This is a genomic window from Pseudoalteromonas sp. GW168-MNA-CIBAN-0100, assembly GCF_040309225.1.
Lineage (GTDB): Bacteria > Pseudomonadota > Gammaproteobacteria > Enterobacterales > Alteromonadaceae > Pseudoalteromonas > Pseudoalteromonas arctica.
The window spans coordinates 15,656-39,389 of the sequence record NZ_JBEOOL010000039.1 but is presented as its reverse complement, the minus strand read 5'-3'; the positions used below and the strand labels follow the sequence as shown (position 1 = coordinate 39,389).

At 39.1% G+C, this 23,734-nt stretch carries 17 protein-coding genes; 3 read left to right on the top strand and 14 right to left on the bottom strand.

Annotation, left to right across the window (positions count from 1 at the left end):
* Nucleotides 1–135: 135 nt before the first annotated feature.
* Nucleotides 136–822, bottom strand: a complete 687-nt coding sequence (locus AAEY62_RS18440) for a M48 family metallopeptidase (RefSeq protein WP_350635750.1) — start codon at nucleotides 820–822, stop codon at nucleotides 136–138.
* A 290-nt stretch (nucleotides 823–1,112) separates the two neighbouring features.
* On the opposite strand from AAEY62_RS18440, the gene AAEY62_RS18435 reads away from it, so the two are divergent.
* On the top strand, nucleotides 1,113–4,445 hold the full coding sequence (locus tag AAEY62_RS18435; protein WP_350635748.1) for an MHYT domain-containing protein: 3,333 nt from the start codon (nucleotides 1,113–1,115) through the stop codon (nucleotides 4,443–4,445).
* A 3-nt stretch (nucleotides 4,446–4,448) separates the two neighbouring features.
* A complete protein-coding gene (locus AAEY62_RS18430) occupies nucleotides 4,449–5,441 on the top strand; it encodes a response regulator (RefSeq protein ID WP_350635746.1) in 993 nt (330 codons plus the stop codon).
* On the opposite strand, the gene AAEY62_RS18425 is transcribed toward AAEY62_RS18430, so the two are convergent.
* Nucleotides 5,438–5,878 (bottom strand): VOC family protein, encoded by a 441-nt coding sequence (locus tag AAEY62_RS18425; protein ID WP_024590998.1) that lies wholly within the window; start codon nucleotides 5,876–5,878, stop codon nucleotides 5,438–5,440. The two genes, AAEY62_RS18430 and AAEY62_RS18425, sit on opposite strands and share 4 nt — an antisense overlap.
* A 1-nt stretch (nucleotide 5,879) precedes the next feature.
* Nucleotides 5,880–6,611 (bottom strand): HD domain-containing protein, encoded by a 732-nt coding sequence (locus tag AAEY62_RS18420; protein ID WP_502935520.1) that lies wholly within the window; start codon nucleotides 6,609–6,611, stop codon nucleotides 5,880–5,882.
* Between the two features lie 64 nt (nucleotides 6,612–6,675).
* On the opposite strand from AAEY62_RS18420, the gene AAEY62_RS18415 reads away from it, so the two are divergent.
* The gene (locus AAEY62_RS18415; RefSeq protein WP_350635743.1) at nucleotides 6,676–7,866 is read left to right on the top strand and encodes a class I SAM-dependent methyltransferase; all 1,191 of its coding nucleotides are present in this window, start codon (nucleotides 6,676–6,678) and stop codon (nucleotides 7,864–7,866) included.
* A 15-nt stretch (nucleotides 7,867–7,881) separates the two neighbouring features.
* Here the strand turns inward: AAEY62_RS18415 and AAEY62_RS18410 are convergent, their stop codons facing one another.
* From AAEY62_RS18410 to AAEY62_RS18360, 11 genes are all read right to left on the bottom strand, one after another.
* The gene (locus tag AAEY62_RS18410) at nucleotides 7,882–8,178 is read right to left on the bottom strand and encodes a PilZ domain-containing protein (RefSeq protein WP_350635741.1); all 297 of its coding nucleotides are present in this window, start codon (nucleotides 8,176–8,178) and stop codon (nucleotides 7,882–7,884) included.
* Between the two features lie 9 nt (nucleotides 8,179–8,187).
* Entirely contained in the window at nucleotides 8,188–8,568 is a 381-nt protein-coding gene (locus AAEY62_RS18405; protein ID WP_007581064.1) for a response regulator, read from the bottom strand.
* A gap of 75 nt (nucleotides 8,569–8,643) precedes the next feature.
* Nucleotides 8,644–12,531, bottom strand: a complete 3,888-nt coding sequence (gene hrpA, locus AAEY62_RS18400) for an ATP-dependent RNA helicase HrpA (RefSeq protein ID WP_350635739.1) — start codon at nucleotides 12,529–12,531, stop codon at nucleotides 8,644–8,646.
* A 272-nt stretch (nucleotides 12,532–12,803) separates the two neighbouring features.
* Nucleotides 12,804–13,835, bottom strand: coding sequence for an isoaspartyl peptidase/L-asparaginase family protein (locus tag AAEY62_RS18395; RefSeq protein WP_350635737.1), 1,032 nt, complete (start codon nucleotides 13,833–13,835; stop codon nucleotides 12,804–12,806).
* Between the two features lie 290 nt (nucleotides 13,836–14,125).
* Nucleotides 14,126–14,830 carry a SapC family protein gene (locus AAEY62_RS18390; protein WP_002961447.1) on the bottom strand — a complete coding sequence of 235 codons (705 nt, stop codon included), beginning with the start codon at nucleotides 14,828–14,830 and terminating at the stop codon, nucleotides 14,126–14,128.
* Between the two features lie 336 nt (nucleotides 14,831–15,166).
* Nucleotides 15,167–15,877, bottom strand: coding sequence for a 6-phosphogluconolactonase (gene pgl / locus AAEY62_RS18385; RefSeq protein ID WP_350635735.1), 711 nt, complete (start codon nucleotides 15,875–15,877; stop codon nucleotides 15,167–15,169).
* A gap of 2 nt (nucleotides 15,878–15,879) precedes the next feature.
* Nucleotides 15,880–17,352 (bottom strand): glucose-6-phosphate dehydrogenase, encoded by a 1,473-nt coding sequence (zwf, locus tag AAEY62_RS18380; RefSeq protein WP_007581057.1) that lies wholly within the window; start codon nucleotides 17,350–17,352, stop codon nucleotides 15,880–15,882.
* Nucleotides 17,353–17,620: 268 nt separating this feature from the next.
* Nucleotides 17,621–19,267 (bottom strand): glucose-6-phosphate isomerase, encoded by a 1,647-nt coding sequence (pgi, locus tag AAEY62_RS18375; protein WP_350635733.1) that lies wholly within the window; start codon nucleotides 19,265–19,267, stop codon nucleotides 17,621–17,623.
* A gap of 667 nt (nucleotides 19,268–19,934) precedes the next feature.
* Nucleotides 19,935–22,190 carry an aminotransferase class V-fold PLP-dependent enzyme gene (locus AAEY62_RS18370; RefSeq protein WP_350635731.1) on the bottom strand — a complete coding sequence of 752 codons (2,256 nt, stop codon included), beginning with the start codon at nucleotides 22,188–22,190 and terminating at the stop codon, nucleotides 19,935–19,937.
* Nucleotides 22,191–22,325: 135 nt separating this feature from the next.
* Nucleotides 22,326–23,402 (bottom strand): AI-2E family transporter, encoded by a 1,077-nt coding sequence (locus AAEY62_RS18365; RefSeq protein ID WP_007581049.1) that lies wholly within the window; start codon nucleotides 23,400–23,402, stop codon nucleotides 22,326–22,328.
* The gene (locus AAEY62_RS18360; protein WP_024591004.1) at nucleotides 23,395–23,613 is read right to left on the bottom strand and encodes a hypothetical protein; all 219 of its coding nucleotides are present in this window, start codon (nucleotides 23,611–23,613) and stop codon (nucleotides 23,395–23,397) included. The genes AAEY62_RS18365 and AAEY62_RS18360 overlap by 8 nt, the downstream gene beginning before the upstream one ends.
* Nucleotides 23,614–23,734: the final 121 nt, after the last annotated feature.

Sequence of the window (23,734 nt, the reverse complement as noted above, 5' to 3'; positions counted from 1 at the left end):
CGAGCGGCCAAAGGGATCAGACTGTAAATCTGACGGCTCAGCCTTCGCTGGTTCGAATCCAGCTCCCTCCACCACTTCTCTACTATTCCTATATTCCTATATTCCTATATTCCTATATTCCTATATTCAGTAACATCAAAACACCCACTGTAAACTCATACCATTTTGTTTTAACCAATTAGATGATGTTTTGTAATCGGGGAAAAACGCCTCTACGCGCTGCCAAAAAGCTTTGCTATGATTTAAATACTTTAAGTGGGCAAGCTCATGAACAATCACATAATCTATAGCGTGGTAAGGAGCACCTATAAGATGTAAATTAAAAGTGAGTTCTCGCTTGCTATTACAACTCCCCCACTTTCGTTTATAAACACCTATTTTTAAATCATTTGGCAACTCTTCACCCATTTGAGTACAGAAATACGCTAAACGCATCTCTATGTATGCAATAAGCTGCTCTTTTAAATAAGTCTCTAATAGCTGTCGATAATTTTGATAAGTGTTTTTAACTCGAGGAGATATTGTGATAAGTAAGTGGTCATCATACGGGGTTACTTTGGAATCTTGGCCTGAGTCCAGTTTCAAACAAATAGTTTCTGAAAAAACCCTGATTTTTTTAGATTCAAAGGGGTACTGCTTAGTGTCATCAATTGACGATTGTTTTTTTAATTGTTCTGCAACCCACTCTTGTTTGTCAAATAACCAAGTATCAATGTGTTTTTTTGCGACAAAATGTGGCGCATACACAGTTACCTTCTGACTATGCACTTTTATTGCGACTGTTTTGCGTCTAGTACTCTTTTTCAATTGATATTCAAACACGACCTAAACTCTAAATATTGCATCCGTTTATATAATCCATATTACCATCAATTTTAAACTCTTAAGCATAAAGTCGCACTTAACTCCTAATCCGCTTTATTATAATAAGCTATAGATTGAGCCGTCTGTTTTCTTTGAATTGAAAGTTAAATCACTTTATTTACTTCAATAACAAAACAATAAATAAATTTGCTTAAAATTCGTCACTTTATAGCGCGATTAGAAATAACGGTTCATTTATTAGTAAATTAGATTAAACTTGTAAAATAAAGATTATATTTCGAGCCGTTATGCTATCAGCTTTCTTCATTACAGACCAAGATCCAAGCCTAATACTTAATGGGGTATACGACCCTCTTCTAGTCTCAATGTCTGTATTAATAGCCATTTTTGCTGCTTTTTTTACTACTAAGCTCATTGATTTAGCAAAAGAGACTAGATTCCCTCGTTATCAACGTTTAGCAAATATAACCGCAGCAACTGTATTTTCTTCTGGTATTTGGAGTATGCACTTTATAGGTATGTTAGCTTTTTCGCTATGTACTAATATAAGCTACGATCCAACAATCACACTACTCTCTTTTCTTCCTGCTTTATTAGCATGTCAGTATGCGGTATCAATACTTGTAAATAGTGATGGAAACTTTAGAGTGCTCAGCATTTGCTCCATCTTGCTAGGGGCTGGTATTGGTACAATGCATTACAGCGGTATGGCTGCAATGGAGCTTTCCCCAATGTTGCGCTATGACCCACTGACCTTTGGCCTTTCAATTTTAGTTGCCGTCGCTCTTTCGTTTATAGCGTTATATAGCCGCTTTAATCTTGAAAAATTTTTTCCAAAACTATCATACCTACAAAATAGGGCCATCAGCGCTATAATATTAGGCTTTGCTGTTGCTGCTATGCATTATATGGGCATGGCATCTACACGCTTTGTTGCAACATCTCCTCTTTTATATGACGACGCAAATGCTTCTGCTGGGCTCACTTTTGTAGCCATCGCGGTTGCAACTGCAACGATTGCCATTACAAGCGTAGTAGCGGTACTTAATGGCATGGTTCGATACCGTATGCTGCTCGAAGAAAAGTCAGCAGACGAGTCTCGCTTAAACGCAATTTTAGGCACAGCCATTGATGGAATTGTAACGATTGATCATACAGGCATTATTTTAAGTTTTAACGAATCAGCCAGTAAAATTTTTGGCTGGCACGAAAATGAAGTACAAAATCATAATATTAAAAAGCTAATGGATGATGCTATCGCGATGCATCACGATAGCTACCTTTCTAAAGCTAAAAATATTGATTTAGGTAAAGTAATCGGTGTTAACCGTGAAATTTTTGCAAAGCATAAAAATGGCCACTTATTCCCGATTCGTTTGGGGATTGGAGAAGTTAATCAGCCAGGGCAAAATCCTCTATACGTAGGCTTCATAACAGACTTATCAGAGCAACGAGCTTTACAAAAAAGCCTAGAGGAAAAAGAACAAAAATACCGCTCTTTAATGGATAACATGCCAGGTGTGGCTTTTAGGTGTAAATTTGATGATAACTGGACCATGCTTTTTATCAGCCCGAGCATCAACGAGTTAACGGGTTATAACCCTAATGAATTTACTGAACATTGCATTGAATTTAACGATCTAGTTTTAAAATCAGACCAGCAACCTATTGTAGATGCCGTCACAAAAGCCGTAGAAGAAAAACGTCAGTATTCAATCGAATACAGAATTCGCCACAGAAGCGGTAAAATCTTATGGCTTTTAGATAAAGGCAGCATCGACTTTGATACCCAAGGCCAAGCAAAGTGGATTGATGGTGTTTTAGTTGATATTACAGAACGCAAAGAATATGAAGAAAAACTAGAGCAAGCTAAATTTAAAGCTGAAGAAGCTGCTTATGCAAAGCAATCTTTTATGGCTAATATGAGCCATGAAATACGCACCCCAATGAATTCTATAATAGGTTTCAGCGACTTATTAATGGATACCCCACTTGATCAAGAACAACAAAAACATTTAGTGACCGTAAATAATGCAGCGCGTTCATTGCTTAGATTGTTAAATGAGATACTCGATTCTGCAAAACTAGAGCGCGGTAAGCTCACTATTGAGCCAATACACTTTAGTTTAAAGCCAGTAATAGACAGTATTATTTCTACTTTTTGGTTAGAAGCTAAAAAGAAAGATTTAGAACTTAAACTCCATATTAAAGAATCAGTAAGTGCTACTTATTACGGTGACCCAGATCGACTCAGGCAAGTGCTTACTAATTTAATTGGTAATGCTATTAAGTTTACCGAAAAAGGCTCTGTTACCGTAACCGTTGGTATAACACAAAATCAGCATCTGTTTTTTGAAGTGCAAGATACCGGTATTGGTATTGCAAAAGATCGTATTCAAGCAGTGTTTCAACCTTTCGAACAAGCCGATGGTACTACTACTCGCCGCTTTGGTGGAACAGGTCTCGGTACTACCATAAGCAAACAACTTGTAGAGCTTATGGGCGGAACAATAAACTTAGTAAGTGAACTAGGTAAAGGCACCTGCTTTTACTTTTCATTGCCGCTTACTTTAGGTGACGAAACTAAAATAGATCATTTTGATGGTCTACACACCCAACTGCCTGCACTTAGGGTGTTAGTAGTTGACGATATAGAGCAAAATACAGAACTACTTTCTTTACTCCTGTCACGCGATCAGCATGCAGTTACCAAGGCATCTAACGGACTTGAAGCGATTAAAGTATTTGAAGAACAAGACTTTGATGTCATTTTAATGGATATACATATGCCATTGTGTGATGGCATAGAGGCAACACAAAAAATAAGAGCAATAGAAAATCAAAGACAAATTAAATACACGCCAATTATCGCGCTCACAGCCAGTGTATTACAACAAGATAAGCTTACGGCTAAAAAAGCAGGCATGAATGGCTTTGCAAATAAACCCGTCGATATAAATCAGCTAAACCAAGAAATAGCACAAGTGCTTGGTCTTGGTATTGCAAAAGAAATGGTTATATCGCAAAGCGATCCTAAAGCGCAGCATATAGATTTTGAAAAAGGGTTAGCCCTTTGGGGTTCTAAGTGTAAACAACTTACAGAGATTACTAAATTTATTAGTGACAGTAATAAACGGTTCGAAACATTATTCAGTGATAAATTATCAAACATAAAAGATGTCGATAGCACCATTCACACACTTAAAGGTGTTGCTGGTAACTTAGGCCTAATAACATTAATGAAGTTATTAACCGATTTAGAGCAAAAACAAAGTGACGCTAAAGTTATTAGTACTTTAGACGATATAAAAAACGAGCTACTTGTCATCTCACAATTGCTATCATCTAATACTTGCGATAAGCCAAGTAGTAAGCCTGAAGATAATAGTTCTGACACGCTATCAATTGATGAAATTAAGTCACTGTGTAAGACGCTTTATCAAGATGCACAAAATGCAGAATTAAATGATGAGCTACTAGCAAAACTGCAACGCGGCGCACCTGCTAACTGTCAAGATGATGTTGATGCTATAGCCGAGGCCTTTGATGAATTTGATTTTGATAAAGCACACGTAATACTAGAAACCTTACTTGAAAAACTAACGAACAATGAGTATTAATTAATGGATTTTACAACAGATAGGCCACGAGTATTAATTGTTGACGATGAGCCTGCAAATCTAAAAGTAATGCGCGAAGTGTTAGGTAATCAATATCGTATGTCGTTTGCTAAATCGGGTGATGCCGCATTGGCACTACTTGAAAAAGAACTACCAAAGCTAATTTTGCTCGACATAATGATGCCAGATATGAATGGTTTTGAAGTATGTCAAATAGTTAAAGGTAACCCTAAAACATCACACATCCCCATTATTTTTGTAACTGCACTTGGTGATGAAAGCGATGAATATAAAGGTTTTGAGTTAGGCGCCGTAGATTATATTACTAAGCCAATAAGCCCTGCTATTGTAAGAGCTAGAGTTAAAACTCACTTATCGCTAGTGCAAGCTGAGCAATTAAAACAAGCACATGTAGATTTAGTACAACGTCTAGGCCGTGCTGCTGAATATAAAGATACTGACACTGGCGAACATATAGTGCGTATGAGCCAATACAGCAAAGTATTAGCATTAGCGCTAGGTATGGATGAGCAAAGTGCAGAGCTTTTACGCCAAGCCGCCCCAATGCACGATGTTGGGAAAATAGGTATCCCTGATGCTATCTTACTCAAGCCAGGAAAGTTAACTTTTGAAGAGTTTGAGCATATGAAGAAACACGCCATAATTGGTGCACAAATATTAGCAAATTCTTCATCGCCATTATTACAACTCGCTCATAAACTTGCTATTGAACACCACGAAAAATGGGATGGTTCAGGCTATCCTAACGGGATCAAAGGCGAAGAAATATCAATTGAAGGTAGAATTGTTGCCGTTGCTGACGTTTTTGATGCTCTGACTTCAAAACGCCCTTATAAAGAGGCATGGAGTGTAGAGAAAACAGTTTTACATATGCAAGAGCAAGCAGGAGCTCATTTTGATCCCGCTCTAATCGAACTATTAGTAAAAAACTTAGACGATATTATTGCTATAAAAAATGCAAATCAAGAAAGCTAATTCTTTTTAGCGCTGTGAGAGCCAAGCTCAACATTTGGATAGTAAGACTTTATATAACGATAGTCATGTGAGGTAATTTCATGGCTATTACCGCTTTCATCTTTAAAGTACATAGAAAACGTTACACCATGATCCGCTAGCACTGCTTTTATGTTTAAACCCTCAAGATGATTACGCCATTGAATAAATTGATCCCCTGAGGCCAAAAATGCAATCCCTTTACTACGCCCCTCACCTTCAAAAAGTGCTAAACGAGTTGTTGAACTAGTATCTTCAAGTGTTAAAGGGCCGCGTCCGTCCTCATCCCAAAAGGCAAGCTCGGGTACTACACTAAAACCTAAAACACGCTCATACCACTTAACGGCATCAACCAAGTTATCAACATTTAAATGGCAATGATCAATCCCAGATAATTTAGGTATGCTTGTATTATTCACGTTACTCACCTATTTCTGACTTTAATTGCTCTAAAAATTCATGCATGTACGTTGTACGCCTGTTCGCTTCTGCTTTAGCAGATGGGGTATTCATACTATCGGCAATATGTAATAACTTTATGAAAAAGTGATCAAGCGTGTATGTTTTATCATCAGCCTCGCGTTCAACACAAAAAGGGTCATTTGGGTTATACAATAACCGAGAAATTGATCCGCCTACTTTCATGCATCGACTCACTCCAATAGCGCCCAATGCATCCATTCTGTCAGCATCTTGTACTATTTGCGCTTCAACTGTTTTAATTTTTATATTTGCGCTGAAGCTATGCGCCGCAATTGCATGATGAATCTCATCAAAAAGTGACTCGTCATAATTAATAGATTTTAAAAATCCCAATGCCTTATCGGCTGCCATAGTAGAGGCTTTTGCACGATCAGGATGATTTTTAGCCACCGCCACACAGTCATGCATCCACGCTGCAGGTAATACAACTGACATGTTTGCCTGCTCCGCATTACATAGCTGTATTGCAACGCGCACCACTCGTTCTATATGGGTAATATCGTGAGCTACATCGGCATGCACTAAAGAGGCTATAAACTCTCTACATTGTGAATTAAGTATTTTTAAATCGGGGCTTAAAACGGCGTCAGGCACTATTAGGTTCCAAAAGCTAATGAATCGATAAATTATCCGTACTTTACCGTGCTTTATGCCCACCTTGCAAAACATTCATTGTATGTTGCTCCTTGCTTGACTAAAATACAGCGCTTATTTATTACTACTGAGAAGCCTTATGTCATCTGCCGTTTACCTACAAGCTGGTCGCGATAAATCATTAAAAAGAAAACACCCTTGGTTATTTTCAAAAGCCATCAAAAAAATTAAAGGTAAACCTGGATTAGGCGACACAGTAACGATTCACGATAGCGAAGGTAAGTTTTTAGCCACTGCTGCTTACAGCCCTCACTCACAAATTCGCGCACGTGTTTGGAGCTTTGACGAAAAAGAAATCATCGACCAAAACTTTTTTGAACGCCGCTTACGCCGTTCATTAGAAGCACGCAGTCAAGTCATAGATGAAGGTGGATTAACAGGCTTTAGATTATGTGCAGCTGAGTCTGATTACTTACCAGGCGTTACAATCGATAAGTTTGATAATGTACTAGTTTGTCAGCTATTAAGCGCGGGTGCCGAGCGTCATAAAGGCGAGATTGTTGGCGCGTTGATGTCTATTTTCCCAGGCTCTAGCATATACGAGCGCTCAGACGTAGAAGTACGCACTAAAGAAGGCTTAGAGCCAATAAAAGGCGCTCTTTGGGGTAACGAACCAACGCAGCCGGTACTTATTGAGGAAAACGGTTTTAAAATTGAAGTCGATATAATTGATGGACATAAAACGGGCTTTTATTTAGACCAGCGCGATAGCCGCGCCGCACTTGAGCGTTTTTCAAAGGGTAAAACGGTACTTAACTGTTTTAGTTATACAGGTACATTTTCGTTGTACGCCCTGCGTGGTGGATGTGAGCATGTAACTAACGTAGATGTATCTCAACCCGCTTTAGATACAGCAAAACGTAATGTTGAACATAATAACTTAGATTTAAATAAAGTAAGTTTTGTTAAGCAGGACGTATTTAAGTTACTACGCCAATACCGCGACGAAGGTAGACAGTTTGATACCATCGTAATGGACCCACCAAAGTTTGCTGATAATAAAGCGCAGCTAACCGGCGCGTGTCGTGGTTACAAAGATATCAACATGATTGCCATGCAAATACTAAAACCAGGTGGAACATTACTAACATTCTCATGCTCTGGTTTAATGGAACAAAATTTATTTCAAAAAGTAGTAGCCGATGCAGCACTTGATGCAGGTAAAGACCTACTTATAATGGAGCGATTAAACCAGGCAGCTGATCACCCAATTGCTGGCAGCTACCCTGAAGGTTTTTACCTAAAAGGTTTAATCTGTAAGGTCTATTAATAGCTAAGTAGCTAATTAATTAAATTCTATTATTTCAAGCCCTGCTGTTACCGTGCCATCATCTTCTTTGCTGGCACGTATTACTTTTGCCGTTGCTTTTAAAGGGGCAATACTTGGGTGAGTCGAATCAATGTTCACCGTCAGTAATGTATTAGGTTCAAGTAATTCATCTAAATGAATTGATAAACCTGTTGCACTTAAATCCACGCACTCTGCGGCAAAACTTAAACCCGCTATTGGTTCTATCGTTGTTAAATTTGCAGGTGTATTGATCTGCATGCGTCTAAAATTTCGCTTATCATCAGTAAACATACGTTACCTCTAAAAAACCGTGTTAATTTCTTCCAACAAAGCACCCACTGAAAATGGCTTTACAACATATGCGTTACAACCAGCGTCAAACCCTGCTTGTTTTTCAGATGGAGACTCTAGGCCCGATACCATAACAACAGGAATATTTTTTGTTTCAGGTGTGTGTTTTAGCATTCGGCATGTATCATAACCATCAAGACCAGGCATACAAACATCAAGCAAAATTATATCTGGCGGACTCGCAATTGCCGATGCAAGACAGCTTTGCCCTGAATCTGCATAACTAACATCAAATTTCGACGCGAGTGCTGCTTTGAGCATTTCAAAATTAAAATACTCGTCGTCTACCACTAAAAGTCGCTTTGTTTTATGTTCAATCGATGAGGACATAACTATGTCACTTCCTTTTCAAAACAAAAATAAATCCTCCTATTAAGGTACTAAGCTTAATAGAAAATGCAAGTTTTATTCTATCTCTTTTATCGCATTAAGTACTCGCTTAGCCGAAATTGGGTAAGGAGTTCCAAGCGTTTGAGCAAATAGCGACACTCTAAGCTCTTGTTGCATCCAAAAAATAGCGGTTACTTTTTGTGGAATAGGCAAGCCTTTAGGCGTTTTATTAACTACTTTTTTGTACTCTTGAGCAACTTTATCCAGCTCTAGTACGCATAACCTATCACGATTTGGATCCACAGGCAGCTTTTCTAAACGTTTTTGAATCGCTTTTAAATAACGAATTAAATCCGTTATTTTATCTGCGCCATGCGCGCTCACAAAACCTTTAAATATAAGTGACTCAAGCTGTGATTTTATATCGCCATGCGCGGTTATCATGGTTAAATCAACGCGCCCTTTCATTTTTTTATGCAGTGCGTGCGCAATACTTAATACTTGCTCAACTTGCGTTGCAATCGACACAACGGCATCACCGAGCTCACCTCGTATTTGCTCTTTTACCGTTTCAAATGCTTTTTCATCGCGTATATCGCCGTGTTTCACTAATAAGCTATCAACACCTGCGGCGATACAGTCATCAATTAAATCAGCTATTTTACCAAATGGGTTAAAGTACAAACCCAGCTTTGCCTTATTCGGTAAGTTTTGTTGTAAGTACTTAATTGGCGACGGCACATTTAACAATACTAAACGGCGCAAACCTTGTTGATGCGCTTGCTGCGCTTTTGCTTCACTATCAAAAAGCTCCACTGCAGCGGCTGATTTTTTATCCACCAGCGCAGGGTATGCTTTTATTTCGTATTGACCTTGTTTTTTAACATATGACGCTGGCAGCTCACCAAAATCCCATTGTGTTAGGTCTGATTTTTCAATGCCTTTATCGGCTACTTTAGACAGTGTTTCGGTTACTTCACCTTGCAGCTCTGCTTTAAGTTTGGCTAAATCAAGTCCACGAGCAAGTAACTTATCGTGTTCATCACGTACTTCAAACTGCAATCGTAAATGCGGTGCAAGCGCGGTTAAATCCCACGCCTCCATATCAACTCTCACACCTGTCATTCTTAATAAACGCGTAGCTAAAGCATCAATTAAGCTACCTTGCATTGGCTCAATAGCTGCAAGTACTGCATCTGCGTAATTTGGTGCTGGCACAAAATTACGGCGAAGCGATTTAGGCAATGACTTTATAAGCCCACTTATTAGCTCATGTCTAAATGCAGGTATGTGCCAGTCAAAACCACTCTCTTGTACTTGATTCAACAGCGCTACCGGTATTTGTACCGCAACACCATCAACCGCTTGTCCTGGGTCAAAATGATAAGCAAGCGGCAATATAATATTGTCTTGCTGCCATGTGTCCGGGTAATCAAACTCAGTGATATTACTTGCGCCGTGCTGCATTAATTCTTCACGGGTCATGTGTAAGTAATGTTTATTTTGTTGTTTTTGTGTTTTATACCATTTTAAAAATGCAGCGCGGTTATTAATTTCTTTGGGTATTTTTTTATCGTAAAACTCAAATAACGTTTGCTCATCAACTAAAATATCACGGCGACGCGACTTATTTTCCAGAACTTGAATATCTTCTATTAGCTCACGGTTAAACGCTAAAAAGCTCTCATTTAAACCCAGCTCTTGCTCAACTAATGCGGTGCGCACAAAAAGCTCTCGACTCACTTTAGGGTCAATATTGCTATAAACACAGCGGCGTTTATTTACAACGAGTAGGCCGTACAAAGTTTGCTGCTCAAACGCGATTACCGCACCTGGTTTTTTCTCCCAGTGTGGCTCTGTGTAGCTACGTTTTACTAAATGCTGTGCTAATGGTTCTACCCAGTTAATGTCTATTTTTGCATTTGTGCGGGCATATAATTTACTGGTTTCTACCAGCTCCGCTGACATGATCCATTTAGGGCTCTTTTTAAATAAACCTGAACCCGGAAAAATATGAAACTGACTATTACGTGCACCTTTGTATATTTGCTTCTCATCTTTAAAGCCAATATGGCTCAGCATTCCGCTTAATAACGCTTTGTGAACGAGTTCGCCATCAGCCGCTTGGCTGGTTGCTTTCATGCCCATTTCGTTACACACAGTACTTATTTGATAAACAATATCTTGCCACTCACGCAGGCGCATATAGGCTAGGAAATCTTTTTGACACAGCTTTCTAAACTGGCCGTTAGTCAGCTCGCTTTGCTGTTCTTCTAAGTAATTCCATAAGTTCAAAAAAGCGATAAAGTCTGAATCTGGGTCGTCAAAGCGACCGTGTTTTTCATTGGCTGCAGCACGTTTTTCTTGCGGGCGTTCGCGTGGATCTTGAATCGACAACGCCGCCACAATAACAATCACTTCACGCAATGCGCCAAGTTTGTGAGCTGTGAGCACCATTTTAGCTAAACGAGGGTCTACCGGTAATCGGCTGAGTTCTCTACCTGAAGCGGTTAAACTCGTTTTACTATCACGTTTGTCTGGTTTTACTGCTTGTAGTTCTTCTAATAACGATAAACCATCACTTATATTACGGCTATCTGGCGCTTGCACAAACGGAAATTGCGCCATATCACCAAGCCCGAGTGCCAACATTTGCAAAATAACTGAGGCAAGATTAGTACGCAGTATTTCAGGGTCGGTAAACTCTGGGCGCGATAAAAAATCATCCTCAGAGTACAAGCGAATACAAATACCCGCTTCAACACGTCCACAACGACCCATACGCTGATTAGCACTTGCTTGCGATATAGGTTCTATTGGCAAACGCTGTACTTTTGTACGATAACTGTAGCGGCTTATACGCGCAGTACCTGGGTCTATTACATAACGAATACCCGGCACGGTTAGTGACGTTTCGGCTACGTTGGTCGATAAAATAATATGACGACGAGAATGTGGCGCAAATATACGGTTTTGCTCTGCGTTAGATAAGCGCGAGTAAAGTGGTAATACATCAGTGTGTTTTAAATTACGCTTGCTAAGTGCATCAGCGGTATCGCGTATTTCACGCTCACCGTTTAAAAATATCAGTATGTCGCCAGGACCTTCCGCGCACAGCTCGTCAACAGCATCAAAAATACCTTGTAGCTGATCGCCCTCGGCTTCCATATCTTCTTTATTAATATCGGCCGTTGGGTTGTAACGCACATCAACAGGGAAAGTACGGCCCGATACTTCTATAATGGGCGCATCATCAAAATGCTTTGAAAAGCGCTCAGGATCGATGGTTGCAGACGTAATTATTATTTTTAAATCGGGACGTTTTGGAAGTAGGTTTTTTAAGTAACCCAAAATAAAGTCGATGTTTAAACTACGCTCGTGCGCTTCATCTATAATTATGGTGTCGTATTGGTTTAAAAATCGATCTTGCTGAATTTCTGCCAGTAAAATACCGTCAGTCATTAGTTTAACGTACGTATTATTAGAAACCTGATCGCTAAAACGAATTTTAAAACCGACTTGCTGACCAAGTTCGCACTTCATCTCTTCAGCAATACGGTTAGCCACCGTTCGCGCTGCTAATCGGCGTGGTTGAGTATGGCCTATTAAGCCATCAACACCACGGCCAAGCTCTAAACACATTTTAGGTATTTGAGTTGTTTTACCTGAGCCCGTCTCACCGGCAATAATAACCACTTGGTTATTTGCAATGGCGTCTTTAATTGTTTCCTTTTTTTGACTTACTGGCAATTGCTCAGGGTAAGTCACTTTAGGAAGGCCCGCTAAGCGTTTATCGCGTAATTCTTGGCTACGGGTTATATCAGCCGCTATTTTTTCAAGCGCGTTGGCATGCTTGTTTTCATCTGTTATTTTTTTTACGCCATGTAAGCGTTTTTTGAAAATGAATTGATCTTTTTTCAAGCACGTTTTTAGCTCGCCAAACAACTGACCTAGGTTTACCACCCGCATACCTTACAAAATTAGTTAAAGAGCCATAATTGTATCAAATTAAACGGCCGGGGTTAATCCTACAAAATGCATAACACGGGGTTGTTTGTTATATAAACGCTGCGATTCACCCAAACTGCGAATAATAAATCTATCTCAAGCGGTTATTTTCAGCGCTAACTGCGCTGAAAATAACTGGCTAGCAATAAATGAATTCAAATATCATTGTGGTTCAATATGTTAGTAAATCTCTTAACCAGAGTTGAGGCTAATTAAATTACTTTGGCTTATTCGTCGTTAAAAATGCCCACGTAGGTCGCTTGCATATTCGATTTACTTGCCCGATACATGCCAGAGGTATTAAACGGCAAGCTAATATTCCCCTTAGTATCAATAATAATAACGCCACCAGTGCCACCAATTGGCTTAAGCACACCGTTTATAACTTCATCTCCAGCTTCAGCTATGGTTTTACCTTGATACTTAACACGCGCACATATATCGCTCGCTACGTTATAGCGAATAAAATATTCACCGTGCCCTGTTGCCGATACTGCGCACGATTCGTTTTCAGCAAATGTCCCAGCACCAATTACCGGCGCGTCACCTACACGGCCATAACGTTTTGCCGTCATACCACCTGTGGATGTACCTGCCGCTAAATTACCGTTTTTATCAAGCGCCACTGCGCCAACCGTGCCCATTTTGTAAGAGTTAGGCAATGCTTTGTGCGCGGCTTGATACTCTTTACTGGTTGCTTTGGCTTTATCTAATTTTTGTTTTGCTTTTAAAAGCGCTTTGTAACGAGGCTCGGTATCAAATAAGTTATTTTCGACAAGTTCAACACCTTGCTCTTTAGCAAACTCCTCAGCGCCTTGCCCACTAAGCATTACGTGTACAGAGTTATCCATGACCAAACGCGCTAATTTAATCGGGCTCTCAATATGCTTTACACCCGCAACGGCGCCTGCTTCACGGTTTCGACCATCCATTATGGATGCATCAAGCTCATGCCCGCCATCGTAAGTGTATACCGCTCCACGCCCTGCATTAAAATAAGGCGATTGCTCTAATACTGTAATTGCCGCAGTTACCGCATCTAAACTTTCACCGCCTTGGTGCAATACTTTATAACCTGTCTCTACAGCCTCTGTTAATTTAGCGCGGTACTGCTTTTCTTGGGCGGGTGTAAATCGTGCTTTTTCTATTGTCCCTGCCCCACCATGAATCGCAATGGCAAAAGGAGTCTCTGCAGCGAATACGCTATTACTTAAAGCAAAAAGGCTGCTCGCAAAAATTGCTAATAAGGGTGTTTTCATAATGAGTTCTTTTATGGGAAAGTTATAAACTAATGTGAATGGTTGCGGGCTTAATTTCAACTAAAGTGAGTTTAATGGCATAAAAAAAGCGCCTTAAGGCGCTTTTTAAAATTTTACGTGTTTGTAATACCAATTTTATTAAAAACATGGTCATTCTAGCGTATTAAATAGCTCACTAACTACGTTGAAAATTATTTATATAGAACAACTATGTATCATAATTTTAGCCTTGTTATTGAGCCATTTTCTTATCGCTATAATAGATCACTAATTTAATGCAATTGGTATAATTAAGCTTGTTTAGCTTTTAAACGCGCTAAACGTGCTACTTGATGAGTAGACGTTAAGAAAGAATAAATTGGTGCTAAGTAACCACGTTTACGAAGCTCTAAGAAATCAGCATCGCTTAACTCGTTTAGCTTTTTCTCATCGATAAGGTAAATACCGTTGATGTCTTTTTTCTCGCCTTTAATATCTACTGTAAGCGTTTGCGCAATTAGTAGCTCTTTATCAGCAAGGAATTTAGTGAACGCTTCAGTTACTTGAGAAAACTCAATAAAAGATACAAGCGCTTCTTTACGACGTTTTAGGTAATCTGTTTCTTCGCCGTTTTCAAATAATGCATTACCTTCGTCTTCACCAACAAGCGCACTTGCTTCGTCAATTACGATACCGTATTGATCTTGATCTGGGTGTTTAACTAAGCCCAGTGGGTAACGAGTAGATGCCATAGGTGCAAATGCTGCAGTCCATTTACCATCTTCTACAAAAAGGTTTTCGCCTGGCTCTAAGCCAAACATAGCAACAGCTTGAAAAGTGCCGCTTTCGTTGTTTTTAACGAATGACATTGGAAACTCGTTTGCTACGCGTGCAAACTCATGTGCAACTACTGGCACTAAATGTTGAGTTTTCATGAATTCTACATTGATGCCGTTTTGAATTTTAGTGTTGGCATGTTTTTCGTTGTGTAAAGGCTGTACTTGTTGCTCCGCCATGTTACTGCTCCGTTTATTTTAATTTATATGTTTCATTGTTAATACCTTTAGGCTAATGCTTTTGAGCTAAAAAAGGAAGGGAAACTTTTATGACAACGACCATGAAAAAATAAAATATAACTAAATCTGAACGTTGCTAAAAAACATACAGCTCAAACTCATAAATTTTGTTCAAAAACAACACACTTCATGGTTGATTTTAATACAAACCAAAGTTATTCATTAACATTGGTTAACAGTTCAGGACTGTTTTTTTGCAGTGTTTAGGCTTAAATTTGAGCAAATAAAAAAGGCTGCTTATATAAGCGGCCTTTAAAAGTTAAATTAGCACCTAAATTAAGGCGCCCAATATACTTCAATATTTATAATTGGGTGATTAAGCACAGCGCGAAGTGGCATGTCATTAACATCGCCTCCCGCTTTTGCTTGCTTATAAACAGCGAGTTTTTCTTCACCGCTAATTAAAAGCTTAACCACTTTAGATTGCGCAATGGCATTTAACGTAAGTGTCATGCGTTCAGTAATACTACCCGTCACATCACTTTGTATCGCATTAATTGCACATACTGTTTGCTCAGTTGTTAAACCGTGCTCTAAACCTTCTGCATTTGGGAACAACGACGCTGTGTGACCATCTGGGCCCATGCCTAGAATAGTTACATCGTATGGCGCTTTTAAAGCACTGTAAGCGGCTTCACACACTTCACTGCCTTGCTGCGCGGTTGCAGCATCGTTTTTCATGGTTATAAAGTTTGCAGCACTGCCAAAATTTTGTAATAACGTGCTTTTAATAAATGCTTCGTTACTTTTTTCATGGCTTGGGTCTACCCAGCGTTCATCAACCATAGCAACATCAACATGTTGCCAATCTAAATCAAGCGTTGATAAATGCTTATAAGCGGGCGCAGGAGACGAGCCGCCCGACACCATTAATACAGCACGGCCATCGTTTTTAATGCCATCACGTAATGATTGCTCAAGCGTTGCAGAAAGCTCAGCTGTTAACGCATCTTTATCGTCAAAAAACTTTTCAACTAGTGTTGCCATGCTTATACCTTATCGCCTGTGTTAAACCACACGTGGCTTTTTTCTGCCAATAGTTCATCAGCATCCTCAGGACCCCAGCTACCAGCACGGTAAAGTGCAGGCTTGCCTTTGTCTTGCCAACGGTCAATGATTGGATCAATCCATTTCCACGCTTGACGAACTTCATCACGGTGAATAAATAATGATGGGTTATTTGCAGCGGCATCAAGCATTAAACGCTTGTACGCATCTGAATGGAAGCCATTGCTGTAAGCTTGTGAAAGCTCAATATTCATTGTTACTGGTTCAAGTTGCATTTGAAGGTTATCAAGACGCTTAGACATAAGCGTTAGTTGAATTGTTTCCTCTGGTTGCAAACGAATAACAAGACGATTTGGCTCGATATTACCCACGTTATCTTCGTAGATATTGTGGGATACTTTTTTGTATTCAACCACAATTTCTGCACAGCGCTTAGCCATACGTTTACCCGTACGAAGGTAAAATGGAACACCCGCCCAGCGCCAGTTATCAATATGCGCGCGAATAGCTACAAACGTTTCTGTTTTACTAGAACCTTCATTTAGCTCTTCTAAGTAACCCGGTACAATTTTACCGTTTAAGTCACCTGGTACGTATTGACCACGAACAATATTTTCATCAACATCGCCATCTACAAGCGGGCGAAGTGCTTCTAATACTTTTAGTTTTTCGTTACGAATGCTGTTAGCGTTAAGCTTATTAGGCGACTCCATTGCAACTAAACAAAGTAGTTGTAATAAATGGTTTTGAACCATGTCACGAAGTGCACCGGCTTTATCGTAAAAACCAGCACGGCTTTCAAGACCAACAGTTTCTGATAAGCTAATTTGGATGTTATCAATAGATTTAGCATCCCACATATTTTCAAACAATGAGTTTGAAAAACGTAGCGCCATCAAGTTTTGTACTGTTTCTTTACCTAAGTAATGGTCAATACGGAAAATTTGCTCTTCATTAAAAAATTCTGCAATTTTTCCATTAATTGCTTCAGCAGAATCACCGCAATAACCAATAGGCTTTTCAACAACAACGCGTGATGTAGGTGTAATTAAACCTTTAGTCGATAATATTTCACAACATGTGCCGTAAACAGCAGGCGGAAGCGATAAATAAAACACACGAGACTTAGTACTTTCGTGCTCATCTAAAATGCCTTTTAGCACATCCCAGTTGTCGTCTGCTTCTGTAACATTACTTACCACTGGCACTAAAAAAGTAGAAAATGCTTTCCAATCTTTAGCGTTAAACTCACCTTTGCTTAAAAATTCTTGTAATGCTTTATGCGCTGTTTCTATGTATTCAGCACGTTTCGATTCTTCGCGTACTGTTGGTAGGATACGTGAGCCTTCAGGTAAGTTACCTTCTTGATATGCTCTGTACATTGCAGGTAGCAATTTGCGTAACGCAAGATCACCACCGCCCCCAAAAATTATAATATCAAAAGGATTAAGCATAGTTACTCTCTACGTTGTGATACCCAGTACACTTTATAAATGCGCGGGTATGCCTATTTATTGCTAGATTAGATGGCTTTTATAGCTGTATTTAAATAAAAGCCTGCTGAATTGTTCTGTATCGATGATTTATTATTATTTTTATCATTGCGCTTATTAAATGAGCCTTAGGGGCCCTGTATCTCCTCTCACAAAAATACAGACCCTAAGCACTCCAGCGCTACCCGTTCAAAGGTACTCGGTTTACTTACTTGCGTAAGCGAATTTTTTACTGCGTACGGTTTTGTTTGTAGTACGCCATTAAGCCGTTTGTCGAACTATCATGAGCGTGTGTAACGCTTTCATCAGTAAGTTCACTCTCAATTTTAGATGCTAAACCTTTACCCAGTTCTACACCCCATTGGTCAAACGAACATATTTCTAAAATAATGCCTTGGCAAAATATCTTATGCTCATACAGTGCAATTAAACGGCCCACTGTTTTAGCATCTACTGTATCTAATAGCATAGACGTTGTAGGACGATTGCCTTGATGAATTTTATGATTTAATAACTCATCAATCTCTGCTTGCGATTTACCCTTAGCGGTTAAATCAGCAGTAACTTGCGCTGCATCTACACCACTCATCATTGCTTCTGTTTGTGCAAAGAAGTTTGATAATAAAATATCGTGATGCTTATCAACATTCACTTGTGGTTTAACTGATGCAATAAAATCTGCAGGTACAATTACATTACCTTGGTGTAAACACTGATAAAACGCGTGCTGACCATTAATACCCGTCATGCCCCAAATAATTGGAACTGTAGTATAAGGTACCGTTTCGCCTGCAAAGTTAACGTGTTTACCGTTACTTTCCATTTCGCCTTGCTGTAAATACGCAGGCAACATATGCAGTGCTTGGTCGTACGGTAATATAGCTTGCGCTGTGTAGCCTAAAAAGCTCGTATTCCATACACTAAGCAATGCCATAATTAATGGTATATTTTGCTCAAACGGCGCAGATTTAAAGTGCTCGTCTATTTCAAACGCGCCTTCTAAAATTGCTTCAAAGGCGTCGTAGCCTAAATATAAAGCAATTGGTAAGCCTATCGCACTCCAAAGTGAAAAGCGACCGCCAACCCAATCCCACATAGTGAATACGTTTTCGTCGCTGATACCAAAGGCTGCCGTTTTTTCTAAATTTGTACTTACTGCAACAAAGTGTTTTGCAATTGTACTTTCATCTTTTGTTGTTTGTAAAAACCAGTCAACCGCTGTTTTAGCGTTTGTCATAGTTTCTGACGTAGTAAATGTTTTTGACGAAATAACAAATAATGTTGTTTCAGGGTCAATGGCTTTTAATATAGACGAAATTTGTACACCGTCAGCATTAGATACGTAATGAACATTTAACGTATCATCAGCAAGTGCTTTTAATGCCTCAGTTGCCATTTGTGGGCCAAGGTTAGAACCACCTACGCCAATACTTACAACATCTTTTACCGCTTTACCGGTATAGCCTAACCACTTACCGCTACGGACTTTTTCTACAAACACTTTAATTTTAGCTAATTCGTTGTCTACGGCTTGTGTTACGTTTTCGCCATCCACTATTAATGGAGTGTGAGCACGATTACGAAGTGCCGTATGTAGTACTGAGCGATCCTCGGTGATATTTATTTTTTCACCGCTAAACATTTTATCGCGCCACGATGCAATATCGCATTCTTTAGCAAGCGACATTAAGTTATCAAAAACATCGTTATCAATAAGTTGCTTAGAATAGTCGAATAATACGCCAGGTACTTGAGTCGAAAACTGAGAAAAGCGCGTGTCATCTTGTGCAAATAACGTTTTTAGATGTGTTTGTTTCATCTTAGCTGCACTTAGTTCTAGTGCTTGCCAACTTGCTAGTTGCGTTCGGTTAGACATGGAAATATCCTCTAGTTTTTTCAATCAATTGATTTAAAAATGTTTTTTATAAAAGCAAAACTCTTAACACTGCTTATTTACACTAAAATAAAGCGCCGATAGTATAACTAAAAATGCAAAAAAAGTGCTGTTTTTATAATTTTAGATGCCGATGATAACGCAATTTTTAGCTTTTGACACCGGTATCATAAAAATTTTATAAATTAATTTACCCGCAATTTTAAAGGCAACGGGATAGCTTAATCAATCAAAATGAAATATTAATGAATTTTTATCAGCACAATAATTACTTTTTATAGTTATTCACTAATTATTAGGGCCTGTTTATCTTTCGAAGTTAAATTTGCAGCAGTGTGTTTGGCATTTAGGCAAGGCAGAGCCTATGTAGTGTGGTTATTCCCCATAAATAGGCGATAACGTGGAATAAATGCCAAACATGCGCTGCCCGAAGGGTTCTGCCTAGGGGCAATTTACTCTTTGTTACTCGGTTTTTACTTAGCCCACTAGGTTACAAACCTCACGCCGCGATTAAATAGCCCCTAGATTGAACAAATTTTAATCCTGAAAGGTCAACAGGCCCTAGGGCTTGTTTACCTTGCGAGCAAATAAACCTTAAAAACAAAAAAATCGGCCCTAAAGCCGATTTTGTATAAATTACAATCTTTGTTTAATTACTAAGCGCTAACCCGCCCCTTAGGTTATAAACCGCTTTGTATCCTAGTTGCATTAAATTAGTTGCAGCAATTTTTGAGCGGTTACCACTACGGCATAATAAAATGTACTTGTTATTTTTGTTTAATCGCCCTTCAAATACCGCATTTGCCATTCTGCTAAGTGGTATATTTAATGTTTTTTCATCTAGCGTATTAAATAACTGAGCAACATTATTTGCTCCATGCTCATACGGCTCCCGAGTATCTATTAAATATGTATCGCTGGTGTTTAACATTACTTTAGCGTCATCAAAATTTAATTGCTGTGTATCAACCTCAGGTAACGCATTTACATAACCACACAATTGCGTGTTATCTACTTGTTTTGAAGCGTCGTACTGCTGTTTTTGTATTGCAAATTCATCAACTGAAATACTACCGCTCACTAACGCATCAAGAAGTGGCGTTTGGTTTTGCTGTACAGCCCAGTTCATGGCAAAACATTGTTGGTAGTCGTGCCCTGAGCAAATAATGCTGGTGCTATTAAGTTGCTCGCTCATTGCTAAAATAGAGCGTGCCATTGCTTTTGCATCGCCGCCTATAAGCGATGTATTGCCAAGCCCTGCAGGCAGTATTAAATCACCACAAAAACAGTAACGCGTTTCGCCATTACTGTTTTTTAATAAATAACTTACACTTTCTTTGCTGTGCCCAGGTGTAACTACTTTTTCAAGTACGTCGTTTGCCAAGTTAATACTTGCTGTATTTAGCGGCCAACCTAGCGAATCAACCTCACCTTTTATAACTCTTGATGCAAGAACGCTGGTTAGTAAATTAGTCGCTGACTCTCGCTCTTGATGCAGATGAGTATTAAGCACCGCCGATATAGTTAAGTTTTGTGTATTAGCTATTTTTTCAAAGCGCGGAATAAGCTCAATAATAGGATCAATAATTACAGCGTATTTATCATCGCTTACATAAAGCCAACTACATGCACCTTGGTGCCTAAATTGAGTAAGGCCCAGTGCGCATACTTCTTGTTGTGGTGTGGTGCTGTCAGATACGATTAAACAGTTTGCCTGTAGTATTGCTTTAAGAGCGCGAATACGCACACAAGCATCATCAATATCGTGTTGTGTTGCAGCAGGTCCAAACGATAGCCTAATCGCGTTTTCGCTTTGCCACTTACTTGCACCCATTGCATCTAAAACAAAACTTGTTGATGCGCCTGTACTACAAGCCGAACCACCACTTACGCGAATGCCCGCAGCGTCAAATAAATCAATCACTTCTTTGCTCGTTAAATCGTTAACAGCAAAGTTAAGTGTGGTAGGCACGCTATAAGCAAAATCATGATTGAATGTAATATCGCCAAAGGTGTCTTTTATCGCGCTTTGTAACTGGCTTCGATAAGAATTAAGTACGCTAACAGACTTAAACGTGTTGTCTGATTTATCAAGCAACATACTAAATAGCTTATTTAACCCTGCAATACCTGGTAGATTTTCGGTGCCTGAGCGCATTCCACTTTCTTGACCGCCACCCGCTATAAAAGGTGTGTACGCACTGCCACTACGAATATATAAAAAGCCAATACCTTTAGGTGCATAAAGCTTATGCCCCGAAAAAGGTGCGTAATCTATTGTTGTGTCACTTAGTGCGAGCGCTTGTTTACCGAGCGCCTGCACGCAATCCACCATCCACGATACATTTTTATTACGGCTACGAATCACCTGCTCAATAGCGGGTAAATCTTGATATACACCGGTTTCGTTATTAACGGCCATGGTGCAAATCATCAAAGCGTTATCTATATGTTTAGCTATAAAATCTAAATCTAAAATACCGTTACTATCAACCGGAATAGCAAGCACTTCAGCATTAACGTCAAGTACGCTATTCCAGTGCTTAAGTGTATTTGGCACCGCTTTGTGCTCAGTAGCGCCATATAACAATACGGGGTTTTTAATCGGGTGTTTTTTAGCATCAATTAACGTAGAAACCACCGCAGTTTGAATGCCTTCTGTTGCGCCAGAGGTAAATAAAATATCGCCATTACTTGCGCCAATAACTGTGTGTGCTTTTTGACGTGTTTGTTCTAATAAATGCTTGGCTTGAATACCTGTAATGTGCGGGCTTGAAGGATTACCAAAACATATTTGCATGGTATGAGAAACAACATCAGCAATACAAGGCAACACAGGGGTCGTTGCGTTTGCATCAAGGCAAACTTGTTTTACTGGCTCATCGTGCAATAAAAACTCAGACATTAAAAAACGCACCTTATTACTAAAAAATATATCTTATTACCAATAGTACATAAATTTACAGGTAATGAGTAATAATCAATTAGCACTAGAGGTGCGTTTACTATGCTTTTTTAGACTAAAAGTCTGTTTACTTAACTATTCACTGACCTCTTTACTTATCTCTTCATGCGTTGACGACCAAGCTGTTATTAGCGCTTTTACTAATGAAGCCAACGGGATGGCAAAAAATACGCCCCAAAATCCCCATAAGCCACCAAAAAATAATACCGCGACAATTATAAATACCGGATTTAAATCAACCGCCTCAGAAAACAGCAGTGGTACAAGTACGTTGCCATCAAGCGCCTGAATAATTCCGTAAATAATTAAAATGGTCCAAAACTGTGTTTCTAATCCAAACTGAAACAGCGCAACTGCCGCTACCGGAATAGTGACGAGTGCCGCGCCAATAAATGGAATTAATACCGACAAGCCAACAAGCACACCAAGTAGTGCGGCGTAGCGTAAATCTAAAACAGTAAATGCAATAAAAGACACACCACCAACAATTAAAATTTCAAACACTTTACCGCGAATGTAATTCATAATTTGTTGATTCATTTCGTGCCACACTTGCAAAATCAAGCGTCGTTGCTGCGGGATCAGTTTAGCAATACTCCCCGTTAGCTCCAGCTTATCTTTAAGCATAAAAAACACCAGTAACGGCACAAGTACTAAATATATAAGCCATGCAACAACATCTTTTAATGAGGTTAGTGAAAACGACAATACAGTTTGACCAAACTCAATGATTTTAGCTTCTACCGTTGCAACAATAGCTTGTACTTGATCTATGTTAATTAAACTTGGGTATTGTTCAGGTAAAGCCATTAAATAAGACTTCCCTTGCTCTAACATATGCGGGGTTTCTTGCACTAAGTTACTGGTTTGCTTCCAAAGCACTGGGCCAATAACCAAAATAAGGGTGAGCATAATGCTAATAAATATCAACATTACAATAATCGTTGCAGTAAAACGTTTTAAGCCAACGCGCTCTAAATGAACAACCGGCCAATCAAGTAAGTAAGCAATAACCAATGCTACAAGCACAGGAACAATTAACGAGCCAAAAAAGTAAAGTAAGGCCACTGAGGCTAATAATAAAAATAATAAGGTAGACGAATGAGGATCCGAGAACTTCCTTTCGTACCATGTTTTTACGTATTCAAACATGTAATGGCTCCACTAATAACAACCCACGTTGTTTATCAAAATTGTAACTATAAGCATTTTTTTTCAAAAAACGTTCAATATCGTTCGCACTTTCACCTTTATTAAGACTAAAAGTGATACGTTGTTTTGAAGATTGCGCACTTCGTAGCGCAAGTTTAAACTGCACAAATTGCTGAGGGCATTTAAACTCTTTTAAATCGCGCTCTACCATAACTACTTTATCCGTATAGTAAATGAATAATAAGTCGCATATTTACGGTCAATATACTTATATACCCAAACCATTGTAACTTTTTGTTAAAACAATACCTGCAATAGTTTATCCTTATAAC

What these genes read in the sequence shown, in the direction of transcription:
- AAEY62_RS18435 (WP_350635748.1), top strand. Translation starts at nt 1,113, where the DNA reads ATGCTATCAGCTTTCTTCATTACAGACCAAGATCCAAGCCTAATACTT.
- AAEY62_RS18430 (WP_350635746.1), top strand. Translation starts at nt 4,449, where the DNA reads ATGGATTTTACAACAGATAGGCCACGAGTATTAATTGTTGACGATGAG.
- AAEY62_RS18420 (WP_502935520.1), bottom strand. Translation starts at nt 6,611, where the DNA reads ATGTTTTGCAAGGTGGGCATAAAGCACGGTAAAGTACGGATAATTTAT.
- AAEY62_RS18415 (WP_350635743.1), top strand. Translation starts at nt 6,676, where the DNA reads ATGTCATCTGCCGTTTACCTACAAGCTGGTCGCGATAAATCATTAAAA.
- AAEY62_RS18410 (WP_350635741.1), bottom strand. Translation starts at nt 8,178, where the DNA reads ATGTTTACTGATGATAAGCGAAATTTTAGACGCATGCAGATCAATACA.
- AAEY62_RS18405 (WP_007581064.1), bottom strand. Translation starts at nt 8,568, where the DNA reads ATGTCCTCATCGATTGAACATAAAACAAAGCGACTTTTAGTGGTAGAC.
- AAEY62_RS18395 (WP_350635737.1), bottom strand. Translation starts at nt 13,835, where the DNA reads ATGAAAACACCCTTATTAGCAATTTTTGCGAGCAGCCTTTTTGCTTTA.
- AAEY62_RS18390 (WP_002961447.1), bottom strand. Translation starts at nt 14,830, where the DNA reads ATGGCGGAGCAACAAGTACAGCCTTTACACAACGAAAAACATGCCAAC.
- pgl (WP_350635735.1), bottom strand. Translation starts at nt 15,877, where the DNA reads ATGGCAACACTAGTTGAAAAGTTTTTTGACGATAAAGATGCGTTAACA.
- zwf (WP_007581057.1), bottom strand. Translation starts at nt 17,352, where the DNA reads ATGCTTAATCCTTTTGATATTATAATTTTTGGGGGCGGTGGTGATCTT.
- pgi (WP_350635733.1), bottom strand. Translation starts at nt 19,267, where the DNA reads ATGTCTAACCGAACGCAACTAGCAAGTTGGCAAGCACTAGAACTAAGT.
- AAEY62_RS18370 (WP_350635731.1), bottom strand. Translation starts at nt 22,190, where the DNA reads ATGTCTGAGTTTTTATTGCACGATGAGCCAGTAAAACAAGTTTGCCTT.
- AAEY62_RS18365 (WP_007581049.1), bottom strand. Translation starts at nt 23,402, where the DNA reads ATGTTTGAATACGTAAAAACATGGTACGAAAGGAAGTTCTCGGATCCT.
- AAEY62_RS18360 (WP_024591004.1), bottom strand. Translation starts at nt 23,613, where the DNA reads ATGGTAGAGCGCGATTTAAAAGAGTTTAAATGCCCTCAGCAATTTGTG.